This is a genomic window from Saccharibacillus sp. O23 (assembly GCF_002205895.1).
Classification (GTDB): Bacteria; Bacillota; Bacilli; order Paenibacillales; family Paenibacillaceae; genus Saccharibacillus.
In genome coordinates, this window is record NZ_NJDE01000009.1 from 1 (window position 1) to 21,015 (window position 21,015).

20 protein-coding genes are annotated in these 21,015 nt (G+C 57.3%); 19 read left to right on the forward strand and 1 reads right to left on the reverse strand.

What is annotated here, in order from left to right:
• From CDO73_RS11910 to CDO73_RS11985, 16 genes are all read left to right on the forward strand, one after another.
• Nucleotides 1-1,046 (forward strand): helix-turn-helix transcriptional regulator (locus CDO73_RS11910; RefSeq protein ID WP_143536125.1); only part of this gene is annotated, 1,046 nt, incomplete at its 5' end.
• 12 nt (nt 1,047-1,058) lie between these two features.
• Nucleotides 1,059-2,861, forward strand: a complete 1,803-nt coding sequence (locus CDO73_RS11915) for a cache domain-containing sensor histidine kinase (protein WP_088488754.1) — start codon at nt 1,059-1,061, stop codon at nt 2,859-2,861.
• 237 nt (nt 2,862-3,098) lie between these two features.
• On the forward strand, nt 3,099-4,421 hold the full coding sequence (locus tag CDO73_RS11920; protein ID WP_088488755.1) for an ABC transporter substrate-binding protein: 1,323 nt from the start codon (nt 3,099-3,101) through the stop codon (nt 4,419-4,421).
• Between the two features lie 256 nt (nt 4,422-4,677).
• Nucleotides 4,678-5,607: a carbohydrate ABC transporter permease gene (locus CDO73_RS11925; RefSeq protein WP_088488756.1), complete on the forward strand. Its 930-nt coding sequence runs from the start codon at nt 4,678-4,680 to the stop codon at nt 5,605-5,607.
• A complete protein-coding gene (locus tag CDO73_RS11930) occupies nt 5,600-6,424 on the forward strand; it encodes a carbohydrate ABC transporter permease (protein ID WP_088488757.1) in 825 nt (274 codons plus the stop codon). Before CDO73_RS11925 ends, CDO73_RS11930 begins: the two co-directional genes overlap by 8 nt.
• A gap of 311 nt (nt 6,425-6,735) precedes the next feature.
• Entirely contained in the window at nt 6,736-6,930 is a 195-nt protein-coding gene (locus CDO73_RS11935) for a spore coat protein (protein ID WP_088488758.1), read from the forward strand.
• 13 nt (nt 6,931-6,943) lie between these two features.
• Nucleotides 6,944-7,261, forward strand: coding sequence for a spore coat protein (locus CDO73_RS11940; protein WP_088488759.1), 318 nt, complete (start codon nt 6,944-6,946; stop codon nt 7,259-7,261).
• 121 nt (nt 7,262-7,382) lie between these two features.
• The gene (locus CDO73_RS11945) at nt 7,383-8,003 is read left to right on the forward strand and encodes a hypothetical protein (protein ID WP_088488760.1); all 621 of its coding nucleotides are present in this window, start codon (nt 7,383-7,385) and stop codon (nt 8,001-8,003) included.
• A gap of 194 nt (nt 8,004-8,197) precedes the next feature.
• The gene (locus CDO73_RS11950; protein WP_088488761.1) at nt 8,198-8,662 is read left to right on the forward strand and encodes a hypothetical protein; all 465 of its coding nucleotides are present in this window, start codon (nt 8,198-8,200) and stop codon (nt 8,660-8,662) included.
• Nucleotides 8,659-9,930: a CehA/McbA family metallohydrolase gene (locus CDO73_RS11955; protein WP_088488762.1), complete on the forward strand. Its 1,272-nt coding sequence runs from the start codon at nt 8,659-8,661 to the stop codon at nt 9,928-9,930. Before CDO73_RS11950 ends, CDO73_RS11955 begins: the two co-directional genes overlap by 4 nt.
• Nucleotides 9,930-10,712 (forward strand): glycerophosphodiester phosphodiesterase, encoded by a 783-nt coding sequence (locus CDO73_RS11960; protein ID WP_088488763.1) that lies wholly within the window; start codon nt 9,930-9,932, stop codon nt 10,710-10,712. Before CDO73_RS11955 ends, CDO73_RS11960 begins: the two co-directional genes overlap by 1 nt.
• On the forward strand, nt 10,685-11,770 hold the full coding sequence (locus tag CDO73_RS11965; RefSeq protein WP_256972669.1) for a LacI family DNA-binding transcriptional regulator: 1,086 nt from the start codon (nt 10,685-10,687) through the stop codon (nt 11,768-11,770). Before CDO73_RS11960 ends, CDO73_RS11965 begins: the two co-directional genes overlap by 28 nt.
• An 8-nt stretch (nt 11,771-11,778) precedes the next feature.
• Nucleotides 11,779-12,603: an ABC transporter permease gene (locus CDO73_RS11970; protein WP_088488764.1), complete on the forward strand. Its 825-nt coding sequence runs from the start codon at nt 11,779-11,781 to the stop codon at nt 12,601-12,603.
• A gap of 45 nt (nt 12,604-12,648) precedes the next feature.
• Nucleotides 12,649-13,707 (forward strand): ABC transporter ATP-binding protein, encoded by a 1,059-nt coding sequence (locus CDO73_RS11975; RefSeq protein WP_088488765.1) that lies wholly within the window; start codon nt 12,649-12,651, stop codon nt 13,705-13,707.
• Nucleotides 13,708-13,721: 14 nt separating this feature from the next.
• Nucleotides 13,722-14,918, forward strand: coding sequence for an extracellular solute-binding protein (locus tag CDO73_RS11980; protein WP_373446978.1), 1,197 nt, complete (start codon nt 13,722-13,724; stop codon nt 14,916-14,918).
• Nucleotides 14,919-14,929: 11 nt separating this feature from the next.
• The gene (locus CDO73_RS11985) at nt 14,930-15,817 is read left to right on the forward strand and encodes an ABC transporter permease (RefSeq protein WP_088489118.1); all 888 of its coding nucleotides are present in this window, start codon (nt 14,930-14,932) and stop codon (nt 15,815-15,817) included.
• Nucleotides 15,818-16,453: 636 nt separating this feature from the next.
• Here the strand turns inward: CDO73_RS11985 and CDO73_RS11990 are convergent.
• Nucleotides 16,454-17,638: a helix-turn-helix transcriptional regulator gene (locus tag CDO73_RS11990; protein ID WP_088488766.1), complete on the reverse strand. Its 1,185-nt coding sequence runs from the start codon at nt 17,636-17,638 to the stop codon at nt 16,454-16,456.
• A 120-nt stretch (nt 17,639-17,758) separates the two neighbouring features.
• On the opposite strand from CDO73_RS11990, the gene CDO73_RS11995 reads away from it, so the two are divergent.
• From CDO73_RS11995 to CDO73_RS26480, 3 genes are all read left to right on the forward strand, one after another.
• The gene (locus CDO73_RS11995) at nt 17,759-18,223 is read left to right on the forward strand and encodes a VOC family protein (RefSeq protein WP_088488767.1); all 465 of its coding nucleotides are present in this window, start codon (nt 17,759-17,761) and stop codon (nt 18,221-18,223) included.
• A gap of 548 nt (nt 18,224-18,771) precedes the next feature.
• The gene (locus tag CDO73_RS12005) at nt 18,772-19,917 is read left to right on the forward strand and encodes an FIST signal transduction protein (protein WP_179218680.1); all 1,146 of its coding nucleotides are present in this window, start codon (nt 18,772-18,774) and stop codon (nt 19,915-19,917) included.
• Nucleotides 19,914-20,921: a methyl-accepting chemotaxis protein gene (locus CDO73_RS26480; RefSeq protein WP_143536126.1), complete on the forward strand. Its 1,008-nt coding sequence runs from the start codon at nt 19,914-19,916 to the stop codon at nt 20,919-20,921. Before CDO73_RS12005 ends, CDO73_RS26480 begins: the two co-directional genes overlap by 4 nt.
• The last annotated feature ends 94 nt before the right edge of the window (nt 20,922-21,015 follow it).

A 21,015-nucleotide genomic window follows, 5' to 3' on the forward strand; every position in this document is an offset into this window, starting at 1 on the left:
GCGCCCGGCGGCGGCTGGCGGAGCGGCTGAAGCGGGCGCTCGCGCCCGACGCCCCGGGCGCGGCCGCCCTCGGCTGGGAGCGCGCTTACGGGCTGCCGCCCGCGACCTCCGGCGCCGCGGCCGGCAGCGAAGCCGCGCTTGTCGGCCTCGAAGCCGGCCGGCGCGCGGCTTTGATCGCCGAGCTGCGCAGCCGCACGGCCCTAAGAGCGTCCGGCACTGACTCGCCGGACAGTTCCGCGCCTTTCTGGGCGGTCGGCGACGCCTTCTCGTCGCTCGCGGAATTCGGCTCCGCTTATAAGCAGCTTCGCCAACTGCTGGATTACCGGTTCTATTTCCCGGATCGAACCGTCATGCTGCGGGAAGAACTGCCCGCGCCGGGCGAGCCTCTGCCGGCATTCGATCTGCGCCGGTTCACCGAAGAGATCAAGCGCGAACATTTTGCAGAAGCGTTCCGCGATCTGCGCCTGTATGCGTCCCGGATGGCCGACGATCACCGCTGCGCGCCGGTCGGCTTGAAATCGTTTCTGGGCAATATCATCTTCAATCTGATCACGCTGCTGGGCAATATGGATTACGACGCCGCCGATCTGGACGAAGCCAAATACGGATTTTTCCGCGATATCGAAGAAGCGAGCGACGCGCGGACCGCGATTCTGCTGCTCGAACGTTTTCTGCGGCTCGCCGAAGACAAGATCGCCGAACACGAAGGGCAGTCGGGCGATCCGAACATGAAGAAACTGCTCGCTTACATCGAAGAACATTATGCCGAACCGCTCAGTTTGACCGGGCTGGGTCGCCATTTTCATTTTAACCCGTCGTATCTGTCCAGCTACTTCGCCACGCATAACAAAGAAGGCTTCAGCGAATACCTGAACCGGATCCGCGTGACCAAAGCCGAGGAGCTGCTGCGGACGGGCGAACTCAGCATCTCGGAGATCAGCGGCCGCGTCGGTTATTCCGACCCCGGCTATTTCACCAAAGTGTTTCGCAAACAGACCGGGTTCTCGCCGAGCCAATACCGCAGGCAGCACCCGGCCGGAAGATAAGGAGGTTCGGGCATGAGAACATACTGGCGCCGGTTCCACGCGCAGCGGCTGTTCGCGAAGCTGTTCCTGGTCATGGTCGTCAGCACGGTGACCGTCTGCATCGTCACGTCGCTCGTCACCATCCGCATGTCGGAACGATTATTCACCGAGACGTTCGGCATCACCAATTCCAAAGTCTTGAACCAGATTCGCACGGGCATGGAGTCGTTCAACGACTCGGTCGTCAACGCCGCGTCTTACGCGGCCATGAACGGCACGATCAAAGCCTACCTCAGCGGCGGCGAGTCCGATTCGACGCGCGCCGCGGGCACGTATTTCGGCATGAACCAGCAGATGCGGCGGGTCAAATCGAACGTCGACGCTTATAACTTGTCCGTTACGGCGGCCGGCGTCAACGGACGCAGCTATTCGACGGACCGCAATTACTGGCCGATGTCCGAATCGCGCCTGTTGGATCATCCGCTGTCGGTACGCACCGAAGCGGAACCCAAACGCCTGCTGTACCAATTCGACGAAGAACGGGACGAGCACGGTCATTTCGTCCCTTATATCGTCGCGTCCAAAGCTCTGCTGGAACGGACGACCGGCTTCATCTACGGCGACCTGTACATCTCGATCCGGGAAGACGAATTCCGGCGTTTCTACGGCAACTTTACCAGCGCGGGCAACGATGTCGTCATTCTCGATTCGACGGGCCGGATCGTGTCCAGCAACCGAACGGAACTGATCGGGCGAGTATCGAGACAGATGCTCGATTACGCCAAGCCTTCGGCCGAAGGCGAAGACGTGGTACGCCGCAACGTCGAAGTGTTCGACCGGAGTTCCATTCTGCTGTCGAGTTATATTCCCGAATACGACTTCTATCTCGTCAATCTGATCGATCGCGATTACGCGGCCGGCAAAGTGGTGAATCTGCGCGATCTGGTGCTCGTGGGCGGATTGATCGTGGGCGCGGCGCTGCTGCTCGTCTTCTTGATCACCCGCAGGCAGACACGCTCGCTGACCATGCTGGTCCGGCAGATGTCCACGGTCACCGAGAAGAATTTCGACAACTACGTTCGCGTCACCGAGTCGGCCGGTTACGAAGTCAAGGAACTGAGCCGCGCTTACAATTACATGCTCGACGAGCTGAACGACTATATCAAGCGGCTGCTGGAGACGCAGAAGGAACGGCGGAACGCGGAACTTGCGGCGCTTCAGCGGCAGATCAATCCGCATTTCCTGTATAACACGTTGGCCTCGATCAAGATTCTGGTGCAAAAAGGCGATAAAGAAGCGGCGGCTTCGACGATCAACGCGCTGATCTCCCTGCTGCAAAACACGATCAGCAACGTGAGCGAAACGGTGACCATCGAGCAGGAATTGGAGAATATGCGCAATTACGTATTTATCAATTATGCCCGTTACGGCGACCGGATTCGGGTCAACGTATTCGCCGCGCCGGATTGCATGATTTACCGCGTGCCGAAACTCATCATTCAGCCTTTTATCGAAAACGCGTTTTTCCATGCGTTCAACGAAAAACAGAACGGGATGATCTACGTCTTGGTCTCGCAGTCCGAAGGACGGTTGATCTGCGAAGTGAGCGACAACGGCGACGGCATGGAAGGCGCGGAAGAGTGGAACAGCACGGAAGGAGCCGCGCTGCCGAATCCGAAAAGCAAGCGTCAGCTGTTTACCGGCATCGGCGTGCAGAACGTGCATAACCGGATCAAGCTGCTGTACGGGGAAGAATACGGAGTCTCGATCGAAAGCCGCAAAGGACAGGGAACCAAAATCCGGATCGAACTGCCGTTGATCACGGAAGAAATTTAGGATACCCGGCAAGCAAAACTTTAAATTTTACGAATATCCAAAATTATTCCCAATGATAACGCTATCATTTTCGCGAGACATAATGATTTCCCCATTCCGCACAAAGATATTCCTAACTTCTCCCGAATCGCAAATGCTAAGATTATTCACGTAAAGCAACCGCTTTCATCACGAATTTTCAAAGATTTCGGAGCTTAAAGGGTGTCTGTATACCATCATTCAAGGGGAGATGACAAAATGAAAAGTTGGAAAAAAATCGTGCTGCCGTTGGCGGCATCCGCATTGATGCTTTCGGCCTGCTCGGGCGGAGGCGGTAACAGCACCACGGCAAGCGGCGGAGACAAAGCGAGCGGCGGCGGTTCGGATAAAAAAGAAATCACCATCTGGGCATGGGACCCGAACTTCAACATCGCGGCGCTGAATCTGGCCAAAGAAAAATATGCCAAGACTCACCCGGACGTGACGGTCAACATCGTGGAAAACGCGCAGGCGGATATCGTGCAGAAGCTGAACACCGGCCTGAACTCCGGTACGACCAAAGGCCTGCCTAACGTCGTTCTGATCGAAGACTACCGCGCGCAGAACTTCCTGCAAGCGTATCCGGACGCGTTCCGCGATATGTCCGACAAGATCAAAGGTTCGGACTTCGCGGATTACAAAGCGGGCCCGACCAGCTTCGACGGCAAACAATACGGCATTCCGTTCGACTCCGGCGTAACCGGCCTGTACGTGCGTACCGACTATCTGGAACAAGCCGGATACAAAGTATCGGATCTGGAGAACATCGACTGGGATCAATACATCGAGATCGGCAAGAAAGTCAAAGCCGCTACCGGCAAAGATATGCTGACTCAAGACCCGAACGATCTGGGCACGCTGCGCGTCATGCTGCAATCGGCAGGTTCGTGGTACCTCAAGGAAGACGGCGTAACGCCGAACATCGCAGGCAACCCGGCGTTCAAAGAAGCGCTGGAACTGTACAAAAAGATGTTCGACGCGAACATCGTGAAGCTGAACTCCGACTGGAGCCAATTCGTAGCCGCGTTCAACAGCGGAGACGTCGCTTCCGTACCGACCGGCAACTGGATCACGCCTTCGGTCAAAGCCGAAGCTTCGCAATCCGGCAAATGGGCCGTGGTACCGATTCCTCGCCTGAAAACTACGGCCGGTTCGGTTAACGCGTCCAACTCCGGCGGCAGCTCGTGGTACGTCATGAACGTGGACGGCAAAGACACGGCAGCCGACTTCATGGCTTCGACGTTCGGCTCGGACAAAGACCTCTACCAAGAAATGCTGGACAAGATCGGCATCATCGGTACTCTGAAATCCGCTTCCGAAGGTTCCGCTTACGACAAAGCCGACGAGTTCTTCGGCGGCGAAAAGATCTACGCAGACTTCGCGAAATGGACGACAGAAGTTCCGAAAGTCAACTACGGCCTGCACACGTACGCGATCGAAGACATCCTGTCCGCGGAAGTTCAGAACTACCTGAACGGCAGCAAAGACGTGGATACGGTCATGAACGATACGCAAGCGCAAGCCGAAGCTCAACTGAAATAACGTTCCGAACAAGCTTTATCCCGGCGGATCTTCGGTTTCCGTACCCACCTTTTAGCGGGAATGGGGTCCGCCGGCTTCCTTTTATCTTCCATGATCATGCGCAAGCGGGAAATCCCTGTCGTGCGTTGTGCCTTCAAGCCTCAAGAGACGGTCTTGAATGCACAACGCGGGCACGGGGCTTATTCCGCCCTGAATGGTTCGGCTATATTTTATCGCTTTACCGCTAAAATACGTTAATTCAAAGGAGGAATATCGGATGAAAACCGCTAATTCCACAGCCGGCCCGGTCAGCGAAAAGTTTCGTTCGAGCCGCAGCCGCCGATTCCGATCGGGACTGGTCGGCTGGTTGTTTGTCGCCGCCGCGGTCGTATTGATCGCCGCCTTCTATTTCTATCCGATGGTCCAAGCCTTGATTCTGTCGTTCAAGACCGGTACCGGTCTGAACTTGAAATTCAACGGCCTCGGCAACTACCAACGGCTGTTCACGGACAAGATTTTCCTGACGGCCGTAGGCAATACGTTTATCTATCTGCTGTTCCAAGTGCCGCTCATGATCATCCTCGCGATGTTCTTCTCGGTACTGCTGAACGATCGCAACCTGAAGTTCAAAGGATTTTTCCGTACCGCGATCTTCCTGCCGGCGATCACGTCGCTGGTCGCGTACTCGATCGTCTTCAAGTATCTGTTCGCGCCGGACGGCTTGGTCAACTCGCTGCTGATGAACATTCATATCATCAGCGCGCCGATTCAATGGATCTCCGATCCGTTCTGGGCGAAAGTCACGATCATCATCGCGATCACTTGGCGCTGGACCGGTTATAACATGATCTTCTACCTGTCGGGTCTGCAAAACATCGATTCGTCGATCTACGAAGCGGCCCGCATCGACGGCGCTTCGGCCGTTCGCCAGTTCTTCAGCATCACGGTTCCGCTGCTTAAGCCGATCATTCTGTTCACGTCGATCACGTCCACGATCGGTACGCTGCAGCTGTTCGACGAAGTCATGAACATCACCAAAGGCGGACCGGGCAACGCGACGACGACCATCTCGCAGTACATCTACAATCTGTCGTTCAAATATTCGGCCGACTTCGGTTACGCAGCGACGGTTTCTTACTCTATCGTGATCATGATCATTATCTTGTCCTTCATTCAATTCAAAGTGGCGGGTGATCGAAATGCTTAAAGCCAAAAGAGCCTCCATGTACCTGTTCCTGTCCCTTGCGGCGTTCGTGTCGATCTTCCCGTTCTTCTGGATGATCGTCAGCTCGACGAACCTGTCGGTGGACGTCACCAAAGGCCGCCTTCTTCCCGGCTCGCACCTGATGGATAACCTGCGGAATCTGACCGCAAGCGTCGACATCTGGAACGCGATGGGCAATTCGGCCAAGATCTCGATCTCCACGACGATTCTGGCGATGCTGATCGCCTCGCTGGCCGGTTACGGCTTCGAAGTCTACCGCAGCAAAGCGAAAGACGTCGTCTTCTCGATCCTGCTGCTGTCCATGATGATTCCGTTCGCGGCCCTGATGGTTCCGCTCTATCGGATGTTCGGCCAAGTCACGAATTTCTTCCCGACGTTCGGCATCGACACGCCGGCGGCGGTCGTCATCCCGACGTTTACCACGGCGTTCCTGATCTTCTTCTTCCGTCAGAGCACGAAGATGTTCCCGCGCGAGCTGCTGGAAGCGGGCCGAATGGACGGATTGTCGGAGCTGGGTCTGTTCTTCCGCATCTACATGCCGACGATGAAAACGACTTATGCGGCGGCGGCGATCATCACGTTCATGTCGAGCTGGAACAACTACATGTGGCCGCTCGTCATCCTGCAAACGCCGGAGAACCAAACGATCCCGCTGCTGATCTCGAACCTCGGTTCCGGTTACTCGCCGGACTACGGCTTGATCATGATGGCGATCGTCATCTCGACGATCCCGACGGCGCTGGTGTTCTTCTTGATGCAGAAGCACTTTGTTGCGGGCATGGTGGGGTCGGTGAAATAACCTTTTCGAAGTTCGCATTCCTGTGGAAACATGAGCGGGCTTACGGGGGAAACCAAATCAAAAGCAAAGTCCTTTCACCTTTGGTTAAGGTGGAAGGGCTTTTGTGTTTTGCATAGGATCGCAAAACAGGGGAATCGAAGGACAAACGGTATACTTATCCGAAAATCGGGGGTTTCAAACGGGAAACCAGAAATGGAAAAGTTTAATTCGTTTTTCGTTTATTTTGCGGGGGGGCGGGTACAAAAGAAAAGAACGACATCGAAAACGAAAAGACATCAAGAAGGAACAACATCGACTGGAGGTGCATCGAGATGGCAACGAAAGAATTGGCTCTGCACGAGAAGCTCGAAGTACACGAACTGGTGATTCTCAAGACGTCCTGCGTGACCAAAGCGGTCGCGATGTCGGGATTGGTCCAAGACGAGAAGCTCAAAGCGCTGATCGAAGAAGACATCGAGAATTCGGCGCAGGCGATCGACGAACTGAAAGCACTTCTAATCAGCTAAGGAGGGATCACGCATGACGACGCCCAAATCGATGACGAAAGAAACGTTGGTTAAAGCGGTCACGCCGATGGACGACATGGCGATCGCGACGGATATGCTGCTGTCCGCCAAAACGGCGGTACGCACGTACGCGGTAGCGCTGACGGAAGCCGCTTCGCCGAGAGTGCGCAAAGTGCTGAAGTCCCAACTGGATACGGCCATCAAGACGCACCAGAAGATCGCGGATTACATGATCGAAAACGAGATGTACCATCCGTACGATCTCGAAGAGCAGATCGAGCACGACATGAAGAAGTCGGAGATCGCGCGCAATCTGATCGAGACGAAATAGACGGTTAACCCGATGACAAGACTCGTTCTCCGAAAGGAGCGGCGGGTCTTTTTGCGTTAAGCTGGAGTGCGGATAAGGAGGGCGATACAATAAACCTAAAGTTTCTTAAGGAGGAAAGAACATGGGCTGCGACATTCACCTGTACTGCGAAGGATACCTCGACGACAAATGGATTAATATCGACCGCTGGCATAGGCAGACGGGTTGGCCGGAGATCGCCGCGGCGGAAAAAGAAGGGTTCACGCCGGTCGACCTGCTCGACGGGGCGCGGGATTACGGGTTGTTTTATCTGCTGGCGGGCGTGCGGGGGAGCGAAGAATATAACAGTTATCCGCCGATCGCGGCTCCTCGGGGGCTGCCCGAACAATGGGATGCGCTGCTCAGCCGGGAATACGATTACGGAGAGCTGGCGGATCATGACATGTTCCACCATGCTTCTTATCTCACGCTGCGGGAGCTGAAAGACAGCGGGTACGGCGAACGGATGCGGCTCCGGGGTTGGGTGGAAGAAGAAGAACACGAAGAGACGATGAACAAATTGCTGCGCGGAGAACGTTACCAGTCCCATTTTACGGACGTGAAAGAAGACGCCGGTTTTCGGGACGGCAAAGTCTATCGCGAGTGGGACGGCTATCTGAATCTCAACTTGACCTCCATGATCGAGCAGATGGAACAGCTCAAAAAAGAACGGCGAATCGGCAGCGACGACGAAGTGCGGATCGTGTTCTGGTTTGACAATTGAACGGGAAAGGCCGGTCTTCTTTCAATAGAAGATCGGCCTTTTCGGGCTTTACAGAAGATTAACATCATGCTGATACGGGGCTGACTCTTCGCCTTTACCATGAGGATGTGATGTGGGAACGGTCCCACAGAAGAATAACGGGCAGGACGGAGAAGCAGGAACGCGATACATAACGGAAGGCGGGACGACTAAACATGCTGCTGGATAAGCAAGGAACGGCGACGCCGGAAGATTCGCGGACGCATATCCGCATTCCTTTCGAACTGGGCGAAGGAGTCGAACGTCTGGAGCTTCGCTTCGAATATGCGCCGAAAACGCTGGACGACCGGGAGCGCGCGCTGGAACTGCTCCGCGACAGTTACGAAAGATACATCCTGCCGGAGCATCGCGAACGGGCGCTGATCCGAGCGGAGCGGCATCTGCCGTTGAAAAATCTGATCACCTTATCGCTCGACGATCCCGAAGGATATCGCGGAGCCTGCCACCGGCACGACCCGGTGCAGGAACTCTCGATCTCGAGGGAGCAGGCTTCGCCGGGGTTGATCGCTGCCGAACTGCTGCCCGGAACGTGGAGCGTGACGCTCAGCTTGCACTGCATCGTCACGGATACCTGCGACTATCGGCTGCGAATCAACGCTTTCGGGGAGGCGAAGTCATGAGATGGTTGGCCTGCGAACTGCATACGCACACGCTGCACAGCGACGGCAGCCAGACGCTTGAAGAACTTGCGCGCGGCGCGGTCGGACTGGGCTTCGACGCGATCGCGTTAACCGACCATAACACCATGTCCGGGCTGGTCGGCAAGGAAGAGATCGAGCGGCAGACCGGGCTGCGCATTCTGCCGGGCATGGAATGGACGACGTTCTACGGCCATATGGTGACGATCGGACTGAGCGAATACGCCGATTGGAGGCAGGCGGAGCGCGGCGGCATCGACGAAGGGATTGAGGACGTGCATCGCTTCGGCGGTCTTGCGGGACTCGCGCATCCGTTTCGGATCGGCAGTCCGGCCTGTACGGGCTGCTTCTGGGAATACGAGATCGGCGATTGGAATGCCGTCGATTATATCGAAGTCTGGTCCGGGACGTCCCCGTCGATTCGGACGGATAACCGGAGGGCGTTCGAACTGTGGACCGACAAGCTCAACGAAGGTTATCGCCTCGCGGCCACGTCGGGACGCGATTGGCATAACCAGAACGCGACGGACGAACCGATCTCGGTGACGTATCTCGGCATCGAGGAGTCTCAAGCAGTCGAGGAGCAAGAAGGAGTCGGACAAAGGAGCGGCGGAGCGGCCGGTCGGGAAGCCGGGTTGCTTTTGCCGCGGAAAGTTCGTACGGAGTCCGAGACGGAAGCTCTGATCCGAGCACTGCGGCAGGGCAGAGCTTCCGTCACGATCGGTCCGCTGCTGACGATGACCGTGGAGAGCGGCGGCCGATCGTACGGCATCGGCTCGGCGATTCCGGCCGCTGCGGAAGAACCGATAAGCGCGGTTTCGCAGGCAGCGGGGAAAAGCGCAGCCGAATCGCTGTCCGATTCGGCTGCCGATTCCTTACGGAACCCTCCGTCGATTCGCGTGCATCTGACGCTCGATTTTTCGGTGCGAAGCGGATTGTGGTCGCTGCCGGAACAGGCCCTCCGCTTGAAGCTCTGCTCCGAACGGGGCGAGGAACGGACGCTCGAAGTTCTTACGCCGACGCCGGACGGACGGACAGCAGAGAGACTCGACGGTGACGGCGATGCCGCAGCGTTATCTCCGGTGCGTCTTGCGGTCGAACTTCCCGCCGTTTCCGAAGCCGATCCGGCGAGCCGTTCAAGCCGCCGCTGGCTGCGGGCCGAACTGTGGGGAACGGCGCGCGGCGCTTATGTCCGGATTGCTTTTACCAACGCGATCTATTTCGATGCCCCGGAAGGAGCGAACTGCTGATGCCTTTAAAGTCTTTTCCCAAAATTACCGCGCATACCGGCAGCATGGGGCATCCCGATCATTCGCTGGAGTCGCTCTGCGCCGCGCTCAAGCTGGGCGCGGACATTTACGAAGACGATATTCGCGTTACGTCGGACGGAGTGCCGGTACTGGCTCACGACGACGAAGTGCGAATGAAGAACGGACAGCCGGCAAGCCTTGCCGAGCTGACGCTGGAAGAATGGAAAGAAAACTCGGCTGCGCCTGCGCTGGAATTGGCCGATGTGCTGAACTGGATTCGCACATCCGGGCGCATGATGAATCTGGACATCAAGAGCGACGACGCTTTGCTGCCGGCCGCGAAGCTGGTTCGGCAGATGGGCATGGAAGACCGCGTCATCTTAAGCGGCTGCGAATACGAACGGGCGAAGCTGGCCGGCCGTCTGGGGATCGGGCTGCGCAAGCTGCTGAACGTCGACACCGAGCGGCTGAAGATGCTGAATGACGAACAGGCGATCCATGAAATGACCGGGCAGCTCTGCTTGGAAGCTAGGTCGGCCGGCTGTTTCGGCTTGAACCTGCCGTATCCGGTCGTTCGGCCCGAACTGCTGGCAGCGGCGAAACGCGAAGAACTGGCCGTCTACGTCTGGACGGTGAACGAGAGCGAAGAGATGCGGAAGCTTGCGCGTTGGGGCGTCGACGGGATCACCACGCGCGACCCGGCGGCGTTGATCGCGGTCCGCGGCGAACAGGAATTCACGGAGGCGAACGAAGATTGGAGAACCGGTCGGACCACAAATTGAATTACAGCCTGCGGGAATTGGCGCAGCTTGCGGGCGTCTCCAAATCGACCGCTTCGCGCGTGATCTCCGGCAGCGGCTATGCAAGCGCCGACGTCCGCGAGCGCGTGCTCAAAGCGGCGGAAGAACTGCGCTACAAACCGAGCGCCGTCGCCCGGGCGATGGTCGCGAAGCGGACGCATAACATCGGCGTGATCGTATTCCGCGATCGGCTGCCGATCGTGTCCCATACGCTCTACGGGAAGATCGTCGACGAGATCCTGATGGCCGCCGAAAGCTTGGGCTATTCGATCTTTCTCAAGACGGACCGCGAGATGTCGCTGCGCTCCACCGATTATATGCTGGAGCAGCGAGTGGACGGATTGATCTTGGTCAGCCGTTTCCGCAAGAACGTGATCGACTATGTCAAGAACTTCAACATCCCGTACGTGATGGTCAACGGTTCGACGGAAGATCCCGAGGTCGTGCATCTGGTCAGCGACGACGAACGGGGCGGCGAGCGGGCGGCGGAGCATCTGTACAGTCTGGGCCACCGCCGATTCTTCATCGTGGCCGGACCGGGCGAGCATCGGAGCCATTCGCTGCGGTTGTCCGGGTTCTGCAAGAAACTGACGGAACTCGGCATTCCTTGCGGAAGCCGCGAAGCGGCAAACGGTCTAACCGCGGATACGCCGCAAGCCGGATACGTTTATATCGCCGAATCGCCCGATTCGAGCTTCGATTCCGGACTTCAGCTTATGCGGGCGCATGAAGAGATTTTCCGCTCGGGCGGCTATACCGCCGTGTTCGGCACGAACGATATGCTGGCGCTGGGCGCCATGAAAGTGCTGCTGGAGCGCGGTGTACGCGTGCCGCAAGACGCGGCGGTCATGGGCTACGACAATACGGAACTCGGCGGGATGTATCATCCGTCGCTGACGACGGTCAGCGTCGACGCCGAAGGTCTCGGCCGGGACGCCGTCGCGACGCTGCATAAGATGATCGGGGGCGAAGCCGGCGTGCCGCGCCTGATCGAATACGACAGTCAAGTCATCATCCGTCAATCGACGAAAGGAGAGTGAACAGGCGCATGCGCTGGTATTGGAAACATGTAGGGCCGAGGAGGATCATCGAATTCGTGCTGCTGACGGTGTTCGCGGTCTTTTTCGCGGGCCCGCTGCTGAATCTGTTGGTCCTCGCGTTCAGCGAGAAATGGAATTATCCGAACGTGCTGCCGCAGACTTGGGGATTCAAATGGTGGAATTTCGTGTTGGCCAAAGACGATATCGTCTCGTCGATCTCGCTGTCTTTCCTGATCGCGACGCTGGTCACGCTGCTGTCGATCGTCGTCTGCATCCCGGCGGCGTACGCGTTTGCCCGGCTTCAGTTTCCGCTTAAGCGGATGTTCCTGTTCTCGTTTCTGCTGACGCACGCTTTTCCCAAGATGGGGCTGTACGTCTCGATCGCCGTGCTGTTCTACCAGATCGGCCTGATGAATACGCTGCTCGGCGTGGTGCTCATCCATATGATCAACGTGCTCATGTTCATGACTTGGATTCCGACCGCGTCGTTCCGGAACGTTCACCGCGCGCAGGAAGAGTCGGCCCGCGACGTCGGCGCAAGCCCGTTCAAAGTGTTCCGAAGCGTCACGCTCCCGATGGCGATGCCGGGCATCATGGTCGCTTCGATCTTCACGTTCCTGAATTCGCTCGACGAAGCGCAGGGAACGTTCTTGGTCGGCATTCCCGATTACAAAACGATGCCGATCGTCATGTATTCGATCATCTCGGACTTCCCGAGCAGCGCGGGGGCGGTGTTCTCGATCATTCTGACGCTGCCGACGATCATCCTGCTGGTCGCGGCGCAGAGGCTGGTCAGCGCGGACGTGCTGGCGAGCGGATTCCAGATGAAGTAAGCGCGCGCGTCGGAGTTTGATTTTCAGACAAAAGGAGGCATTCCCATGCAGTTGTCCGTCCGCGAATTAGCCAAACGTTACAAGACCGGCGACGGGGTCAGCGGAATCAACATCGATATCGAAAAAGGCGAACTGGTCACCCTGCTCGGCCCTTCGGGCTGCGGCAAAACGACCGTACTGCGCAGCATCGGCGGATTTCTCGAACCCGATTCCGGCGACATCCTGATCGAAGGCAAAAGCGTGATCGGCCTGCCGCCGGAGAAACGCCCGACTTCGATGGTGTTCCAGAGCTATAATCTGTGGTCGCATATGTCGGTGTACGACAATCTGGCGTTCGGCCTGAAGATCCGCAAGATGCCGAAAGCCCAGATCCGCGAGGCGGTGGAAGATGCGCTGAAGCTGGTACGTCTGTCGGGCTTCGGCAAAAAGTACCCGGCCGAACTCTCGGGCGGACAGCAGCAGCGGGTCGCGCTCGCCCGATCGCTGCTGCTCAATCCGGCGGTGCTGCTGTTGGACGAGCCGTTCTCGGCGCTGGACGCCAAGCTCCGGCACGAGATGCGCGAAGAACTGCGGGAGATCCAGACCAAGACGGGACTTACGATGGTCTTCGTTACGCATGATCAGGAAGAAGCGTTGTCTCTTTCGGATCGCATCATCGTCATGAATCACGGGCGAATCGAGCAGGTGGCGCAGCCGCAGCAGATTTACGATCAGCCCGCTTCCTTATATGTCGCCGGTTTTATCGGCAAGATGAATTTCCTTGAGGGGGTGGCGGATCGGGAGGAGATCAGGCTGGGAAGCCTGCGTCTGCCTAATGACAAAGGATTGATGGGCCGGGTAACGGCGGCAGTCCGCCCGGAAGACGTGCAGTTGAGCGCGTTTGCGGAAAACGGCAGTCTGTTGAAGGGGAGAGTCAAGCAGGTCATGATTCTGGGGCATTACGCCGAAGTGACGGTCGAATTGGACGGTTTCGGCATCGTTCGCGCTTTTCAGGGCAAGGAAACGGTTATGCAGCTCCAAACGGGGCAAGTCGTCGGCGTCTCGATCTCGAAGCTGACCGGATTTCCGGTCGAAGAAGCGATGGAAGCGGCTCAAGCCATTTGAGGAGGATGAAAAGGATGCGTATGAAGAAAAAGTTCGGGTGGACGTTGTTGGCGGTCGCGGGTTTGTCGGCTTCTCTGTTGGCGGGATGCGGCGGCGGAAGCGGCAGCGGCGACAAAAGCGCTTCGGCGGCAAGCAGTACGGGCACGAGCGGCAGCTCCGAGACCGGAACTTCCGCTTCGCCGACGTCGTTCAATTTCTATTTTACCGGCTCGCAGAACGTGAAAGATCTGTGGGATACGCTGGAGCCGATGTTCGAGAAAGAGCATCCGGACATCGACGTCAAGATGGTCTATATCCCGTCCGGCACGGGCGCGGAACCGACCTATGATCGAATCATCGCGGCGAAAAAAGCGGGCAAAGGCTCCGGCGACATCGACCTGTACGAAGACGGGATCACCTACGTGGCGGAAGGCACCAAAGACGGCGTCTGGACGAAACTGAGCGCGAGCGACATCCCGAATCTGGCGAACGTCGACGAAGCGACGATGAAAGACGTGGACGACTACGCCGTGCCTTACCGTTCGTCGGCGGTCGTGCTCGCTTACGACAGCAGCAAAGTGACCGCTCCGCCGAAAACGCTCGACGAGCTGATCGCGTGGATCAAAGCCAACCCGGAACAATTCGCGTATAACGATCCGTCCACCGGCGGTTCGGGCAGTTCGTTCGTCCAGACGATCCTCTACAAAGACCTGCCGGAAGAAGACATCCATAACTCCGATCCGTCGATGATGAAGAAGTGGGATGCGGGCTTCAACCTGCTGAAAGAGCTGGGTTCGTCCGTATACGGCAAAGGCATTTATCCGAAAAAGAATCAAGGCACGCTGGATTTGCTGATGAACGGCGAGGTCTCGATGATCCCGGCTTGGTCGGACATGGTGCTTCAGCAGTTGAACGAAGGGCTGCTGCCGGACACGATCAAGATGCAGCAGATCACGCCGGGCTTCAACGGAGGGCCGACTTATCTGATGGTCAATCAGGAATCGGACAAGAAAGAAGCGATTAATCAGTTCTTGAACTTCGTGCTGTCGCCGGAAGCGCAGGCCGTGGTGGTCGACAAGATGAACGGCTTCCCGGGCATCAAGCTCTCCAACATGTCGCAGGAGATGCAGGATAAGTTCGCGGGCGTATCGGAAGGCTTCCGCACGTTCAACATCGGGGATCTGGGTACGGAAATCAATAAACGCTGGCAGAGCGACGTCGCCGCCCAATGAGCAGCAAAGGCATGATCGCCGCGGGAAACGCGGGGAAAAAGCAGTCGCCCGCGAAATCCGTCAGCCGGGAGACCAAGCAGGCGATTCTGGGATTGGCGATGGTTCTCCCCTCCTTCGCCATCCTGCTGATCGTCGTCATTATCCCGATCGTGCAGTCGTTGATCATGAGCCTCAGCAACGGTCAGGGAGGGTACGATCTGAGCCGCTACGCGTACTTGTTCACCGATCCCGGCATGCGCGCGAATATCGTGTTCACGCTGCGCGTGACCGCCATTACCTGCGTGACGGTGCTGCTGGTCAGCTACGCGCTGGCGATCTATATGCGATTCAATCAAGGGCCGATCGTCGATCTGATCCGCCGCACGTACATGATTCCGCTGTTCATTCCCGGCGTGATCGCGACCTACGGCCTGATCAATCTGCTCGGCAACCACGGCTGGCTGTCGCGGATGCTCGAAGCGTTCGGCGGCGAACTGCCCCGGATCATCTTCGACGAAAAAGGCATCATCATCGCGAATCTGTGGTTCAATATTCCGTTCACGACGATGCTGCTCAGTTCGGCGCTGGCGGGCATTCCGTCTTCCGTGATCGAAAGCGCGAAAGACGTCGGCGTCGGACGGCTGCGGCTGTTCACGAAATTCATTTTCCCGCTGTCGTACAAAACGTTCCTTGTCGCCGTGACCTTCGTCTTCATGGGCGTGATCGGCTCGTTCACCGCCCCGTTCCTGATCGGAGCGAACTCGCCGCAGATGTTGGGCGTGTCCATGCAGCAGGTGTTCAGCGTGTTCCGCGAACGCGAACAGGCCGCGGCGATCGCGTTCTTCTCGTTCCTGCTCTGCTCGGTGCTGGGAGCGTTCTATATCCGCTCGATGGCGGAAGAAGAGAAAGCGAAGATGTAAGGCACAAGCGGGCGCGAGAGCAGAAGCGAGACGCTATCAGCCTAGTTTGCGAGGGGGAGTTCTCCGAAAGCCCGGACTTCGCTGGAATTGTCTGTTCGATTTCTCTCTTCGTCGTCTCGTTTCTAGCCGCGTTTGGACGTTCTTGGCTGTTGGATGTGCTCCAACGTGCTCCGATTTCGGAGCACGTTTTTGGTGTGGCGAAATATGGGCGGATCTCGTCCGAGTTTGAAGATACGCCCTAGCAGGTTCGGCTTAATCTCGGCCACCGTTCGATTCAGGACGGTTGGCTCGATCTATACTAATCGTAATTCGACCTCGCACGAGTTACATTGCCGAATAGTCAATGTAGAGGCACAAATGAAAGCAGATAAGCGACTTAGATTGACAAAAAGGCAATGTAGAAGCGTTAATTTGCTGTTTTCTGCTTGTATGAGACGTCTACGTTGCCTAATTGTCAACGAAAGGCGTTCTAAATGCGTAATCTGGCGTTTAGATTGCTTTTTTGTTCATGTAGCCTGTTCCCGGTCTTACAGTCTCCGTCGAATGCGAATTCAGCGGCAGCACGCTGCTGCGCTTCGACCGGCTGCCTATTTGGGGGCTATCGGTAAAAGCGCCTGCAGACTCGGCCGCTGCCGTTTACAGCGCCTCGATTAGCCGCAGATAATGCGCGCGAAGCTCGCCGCGCAGCGATTCCGGCTCCAGCACCCGGAGCGCGGAGCCGAAAGAAGCGAGGAAGGAGACGATGAATTCCGTCTCCTGCGGTTCGTAACGGCCGGCGAGAATCAGCCGGCCGGCCGTTTCCGGCGCTTCGCTCAGCGCCATCGACGGATAGAGCCTGCGCCGCAGCTGCGCGGCGGCTTCGGGCGCCACGGCGCAGCGGAACGCGATCGCTTCCGCCGAAGGGCGGCGCAGCGTGTGCGCGTCGCGCAGGTCGAAAGCGCGCAGCTCTTCGACCGGTTCGTCGGCGGTAACCTCCGCCGACAGCACGCGATCGCAGCGGAATACGCGGTATTCCCGCTTATCCAGATCGTACGCGCGGCAGTACCAGAAGCCGCGCGCCGCATATACGGCGAACGGCTGAATGCGCCGCAAGCTCGCGTCCCGTTCGGGCCGAAGAGCCTGCCGATCGGCTTCGGCAGGTTCTTCGGCCCTGCCGCTTGCCGGACGAATCCCGTCCGCGCTTCCGCTGCGCAGGCCTTCGCCGCTGCTTCGCTCGTCCGGACTGCCCGCCGCCCCGCCGGCCGGACGAATCCCGTCCGTTCTTCCGACGTTCATACCTTCGTCATCCCTGCCTTCGCCGGCCGAACCCTCATGCTCTACGTCTCCGCCGCGCGTCCGACTGCGCGGCGCATACCGAATCGCCAACACCTCGCCGCGCACGGCGGCTTGCAGCAGCGTTTCCAGACAAGCTCCCGCCTCGGCCGGTTCGTCGGGATAGAAAGCGATCCGATGCCGGAAACGTTCGATCTGTTCGCGCTGCGGTTCGGACACCACCTCCAGAAACTTCGCGTGGATCGAATCGAACGAGACGCGCAGCGCGTCGTCGGATAAGCCGCGCAGCGTCTGCATCGCGAAATACAACGCCAAGATCTCGCGGTTCGTGAACGAGACCGGCGGCAGCGAAGCCGTCTCCAACACCCGATAACCCCCGCCGCGGCCTCGATCGGCGTACAGCGGCAGTCCGATCGTTTCCAGCGCTTCGATATCGCGCAGCGCGGTACTTCGGGAGATGCCGAATTCTTGCATCAGCTCGCGCAGCGTGAAGTTTCGTTTGCGGTACGCGTATCGCTGTATCCGATTCAATCGCTCCGATCTGTTCATGATGACCCTCCTGTTCTTATCCGGTTTTATTTTTCGATCATCTGTTCAAAAGGTATCATATTCTGACACCTTTAACGATTATATTGTCCATATCGCCGATATTCGAAGGAGGAGTTAATCATGAATCAACCGCAAAACGACTATTCGCTCGAAGCCATTCCGTTTCTTTCGCTCAATGGGCGCGCCGCCGAAGCGATCGAATTCTATGAACGAACGCTGGAAGCCGAGGTGCTGCTGAAAGTCAGCTATGCGGAGATGAAGAAAATGGACCCGGATTTCCGTTACGAAGCCGGACAAGAGAATCATATCACCCATTCCGTGCTGCGGATCGGCAGCACCAAGCTGATGATCGCCGAAGAACAGATGGACCCGACGCGCCCTTGGAGCGCCGGAAACGACTTTTCGCTTTGTTTGCAGTCTCAAGGCCACGACGAGATCGTGCGCTGCTACGAGCGTTTGACCGCAGACGAGCGCACGACGGTGCTGGTTCCGCTCGCCGCCAATTCGTTCAGCAGCGGTTACGGAGCCGTTCGCGATCCGTTCGGCGTCGTGTTCCAATTTACCGTCACGCGCCATGCGTTTTAAGCGATCGTTCTCGGTCAGGCCGCGCATAGCGTAAGCCGATCGCGAGCTTTCGTACGGAATCATGTTTATAAGTTCGGAAAGCCGCCGGATTGCCGGCGGCTTTTTGGCGTCTCGAATTCTTGCGGCGCGTAGTCTTTCGGGGCAAGAACGCGAAGCTTCGCAGCCGTCTGCTCCGGTCCTGGCATAACCGAATTCTGCTCCCGCCAATTCGACATTTAACGACAAAAAGGCTTCCGTTCCTGTTAGACTAAAGTTCCGATGAGTATCTGGCACTCATAGAATCCGCAATCCGAATAATGAAGAAAAAGCAGAGAATAACCAAGAATAAGCGAGAATTCAGGAGAATATCAGGCATGCTCTCAGAAAGCGTATTTCGAAACGATTCGAAGGAACCGGTTCCTTAAATTCGACAATTATTTTGGTTTTCATCTTATTTTGCCCAACATAATTGCCGATAGAGATAGTAAATTCATCAGCAAGAGAGCTCGACGCGCGCTGCTCCGTTTCTTGCTTCGAAGAGCGAACTTTCATATAAAGGAGTCATGCACATGGAAATCAAATCTTTCCTTACGACAAACACAGACACGACGCAAGCTTTTCAGGAGATTCGGGCCAAGCTGTCTCCGCAAGCCAAAGCCGTCATTTTTTTCGCCAGCACCGTATATGACTTTCAAGCTTTGAGCACCTTGTTCCGGGATGCTTTTCCGAATGCCGAAGTACTGGGGCTGACGACGGTAGGCGAATTGGGACCGAACGGTTTTTCCGAAAAAAGCTTGTCGGCCATGAGCTTCGCGGGAGCGCTCAAAGCGAAAGGCGTCCTGATCGAAGATATCGTCAAATATCCGATGTTCTACCGCGACCGTCTGGTGGACGCGTCCCGGCAGGTCGGCATCGACGGCGGCAGCGCCGCTCCCGAACGGGAAGGCCTCGGCCTCGTATTCCCTAACGGCTTGGTCGGAGCGGAAGAGAAGATGCTGTCGGTCGTCAATTCGGTGTTCGTGCGCGAAGGATTCCCGTTGTTCGGCGGAACGGCGGGCGACGACGCGAAGTTCGAGCGGACGCAGGTCTCGTATCAGGGTCAAGTCTCCCATACCGGCGGCCTCGTGCTGTTCGTGAAGCCGGATACCGCGTTCCATATCGCCAAAGAAAATATTTTCGCGCCGACCGGCAAAACGATGAAAATCACCAAAGCCGATCCGGGCGCCCGCATCGTGCACGAATTCAACGGCCGGCCGGCAGCGGCGGAATACGCTCGTCTGCTCGGCGCGTCGGCCGGCGAACTGAGCCGTTATTTCATGACCAATCCGCTCGGGCGGGTCGTGAACGAAGAAGTCTACATCGCTTCCCCGTTCGACGTGCTGCCGGACGGCAGCGTCAAATTCTACTGCCAACTGTTCGAAGGCATGACCGTCGACGTGCTGTCTCCGAAAGACCCGGTGACCACGATTCGTCAGACGTTGGATACGTTCCGCGGCCGTTTCGCCCGTTTGGACGGCGTGCTCGCGATCAACTGCATCCTGCGCAAATTTCAATTCCATAACGAGAAGCTGTTCCCCGCGCTGAACGGTCATCTGGAGAAACTGCCTAACTTAGGCGGATTCTGCAGCTACGGCGAGCAGTTGAACCGGACCCAGTTGAACCAGACGCTGGTGCTGCTCGGATTCGGGACGCTCAGACAGGGGGAATCGGCATGAACGTATTAAGCATCCTGACTTCCTTGAAGTCCAGACAAGGTCTCTCCGCGCCGCAGCAGGAAGAGGCGCTCGAAACGCTGCAAGGCTTATCGGAGAGCGAATATGCCAACGTCGTCAAATCGCTCGGCGATTTGGTAGGCCTGCTCGAGCAGTCGACGTCCAAGAACTCGTCCAAAGACAGCGAATTGATGGATCAGGTGGCGCTGCTCAAATCCGATATGGCGGAACAAAACGGCCGTCTGAACCGTTCGGTTCAAAGCATCCGCGAGATCGTGGACCAAACGGAGAACGTGACCTCGATTACGCGCGAAGTGGAGCAGCAGAGCGAACAGAACTATACCGTCATCGTGGAAGGCGGCAGAAGCGTGGATGCGCTGAGCACCGAGATCGATTCGCTCAAAACGATCTTCAATCAATTCCGCGCTTCTATTCAAGTGCTTAAGAGCGAAGTCTCGTCCATCTCGGACTTTGCCTCCACGATTCAGGAGATCGCCAACCAGACGAATCTGCTCGCGCTGAACGCCAGCATCGAAGCAGCCCGTGCCGGAGAGCAGGGAAGAGGCTTCGCGGTAGTCGCGCAGGAAGTCCGCAAGCTGGCCGATCAGAGCAAGTCCGCCCTGCTGGAGATCGACGGCAAAGTTCAAGAAGTGACCGCGAACGTCGACGATCTGGACCGGGAGTTCGCGCTGAAGACCTCGGCCGTGGACGAAGTCATCGCCGCTTCGAACCGGACCAAAGACGTGTTCGCGCGCATTCTGGATACCGAGCAGCATCTCAGAGGCAGCATGTCGCGAATCAAAGGCGTCAACGATCATATCGTATCCGATCTGGCCGGTTTTTCCGTGTCGCTGGAGCAGGTGCTTCAAGGATTTTTGCAGAGCGATCAGCGAATCGGCCATCTGTACCGGTTGTCGCAGGACAAGTTCACGTTTTCGACAGAGACCTTCGCGTATACGTCGCAGCTTCGCGATCTGTCGGAGGCGCTGCGCAATCGCCGGGTATAAGGTCGACGCGAATCGCTTGGCGATCGCGGAGAAAGGCCGGTTGCGGTTCTCCGCATCCGTCGCTGACGCGAACGGCAAAAAGCCGCGATTTCTG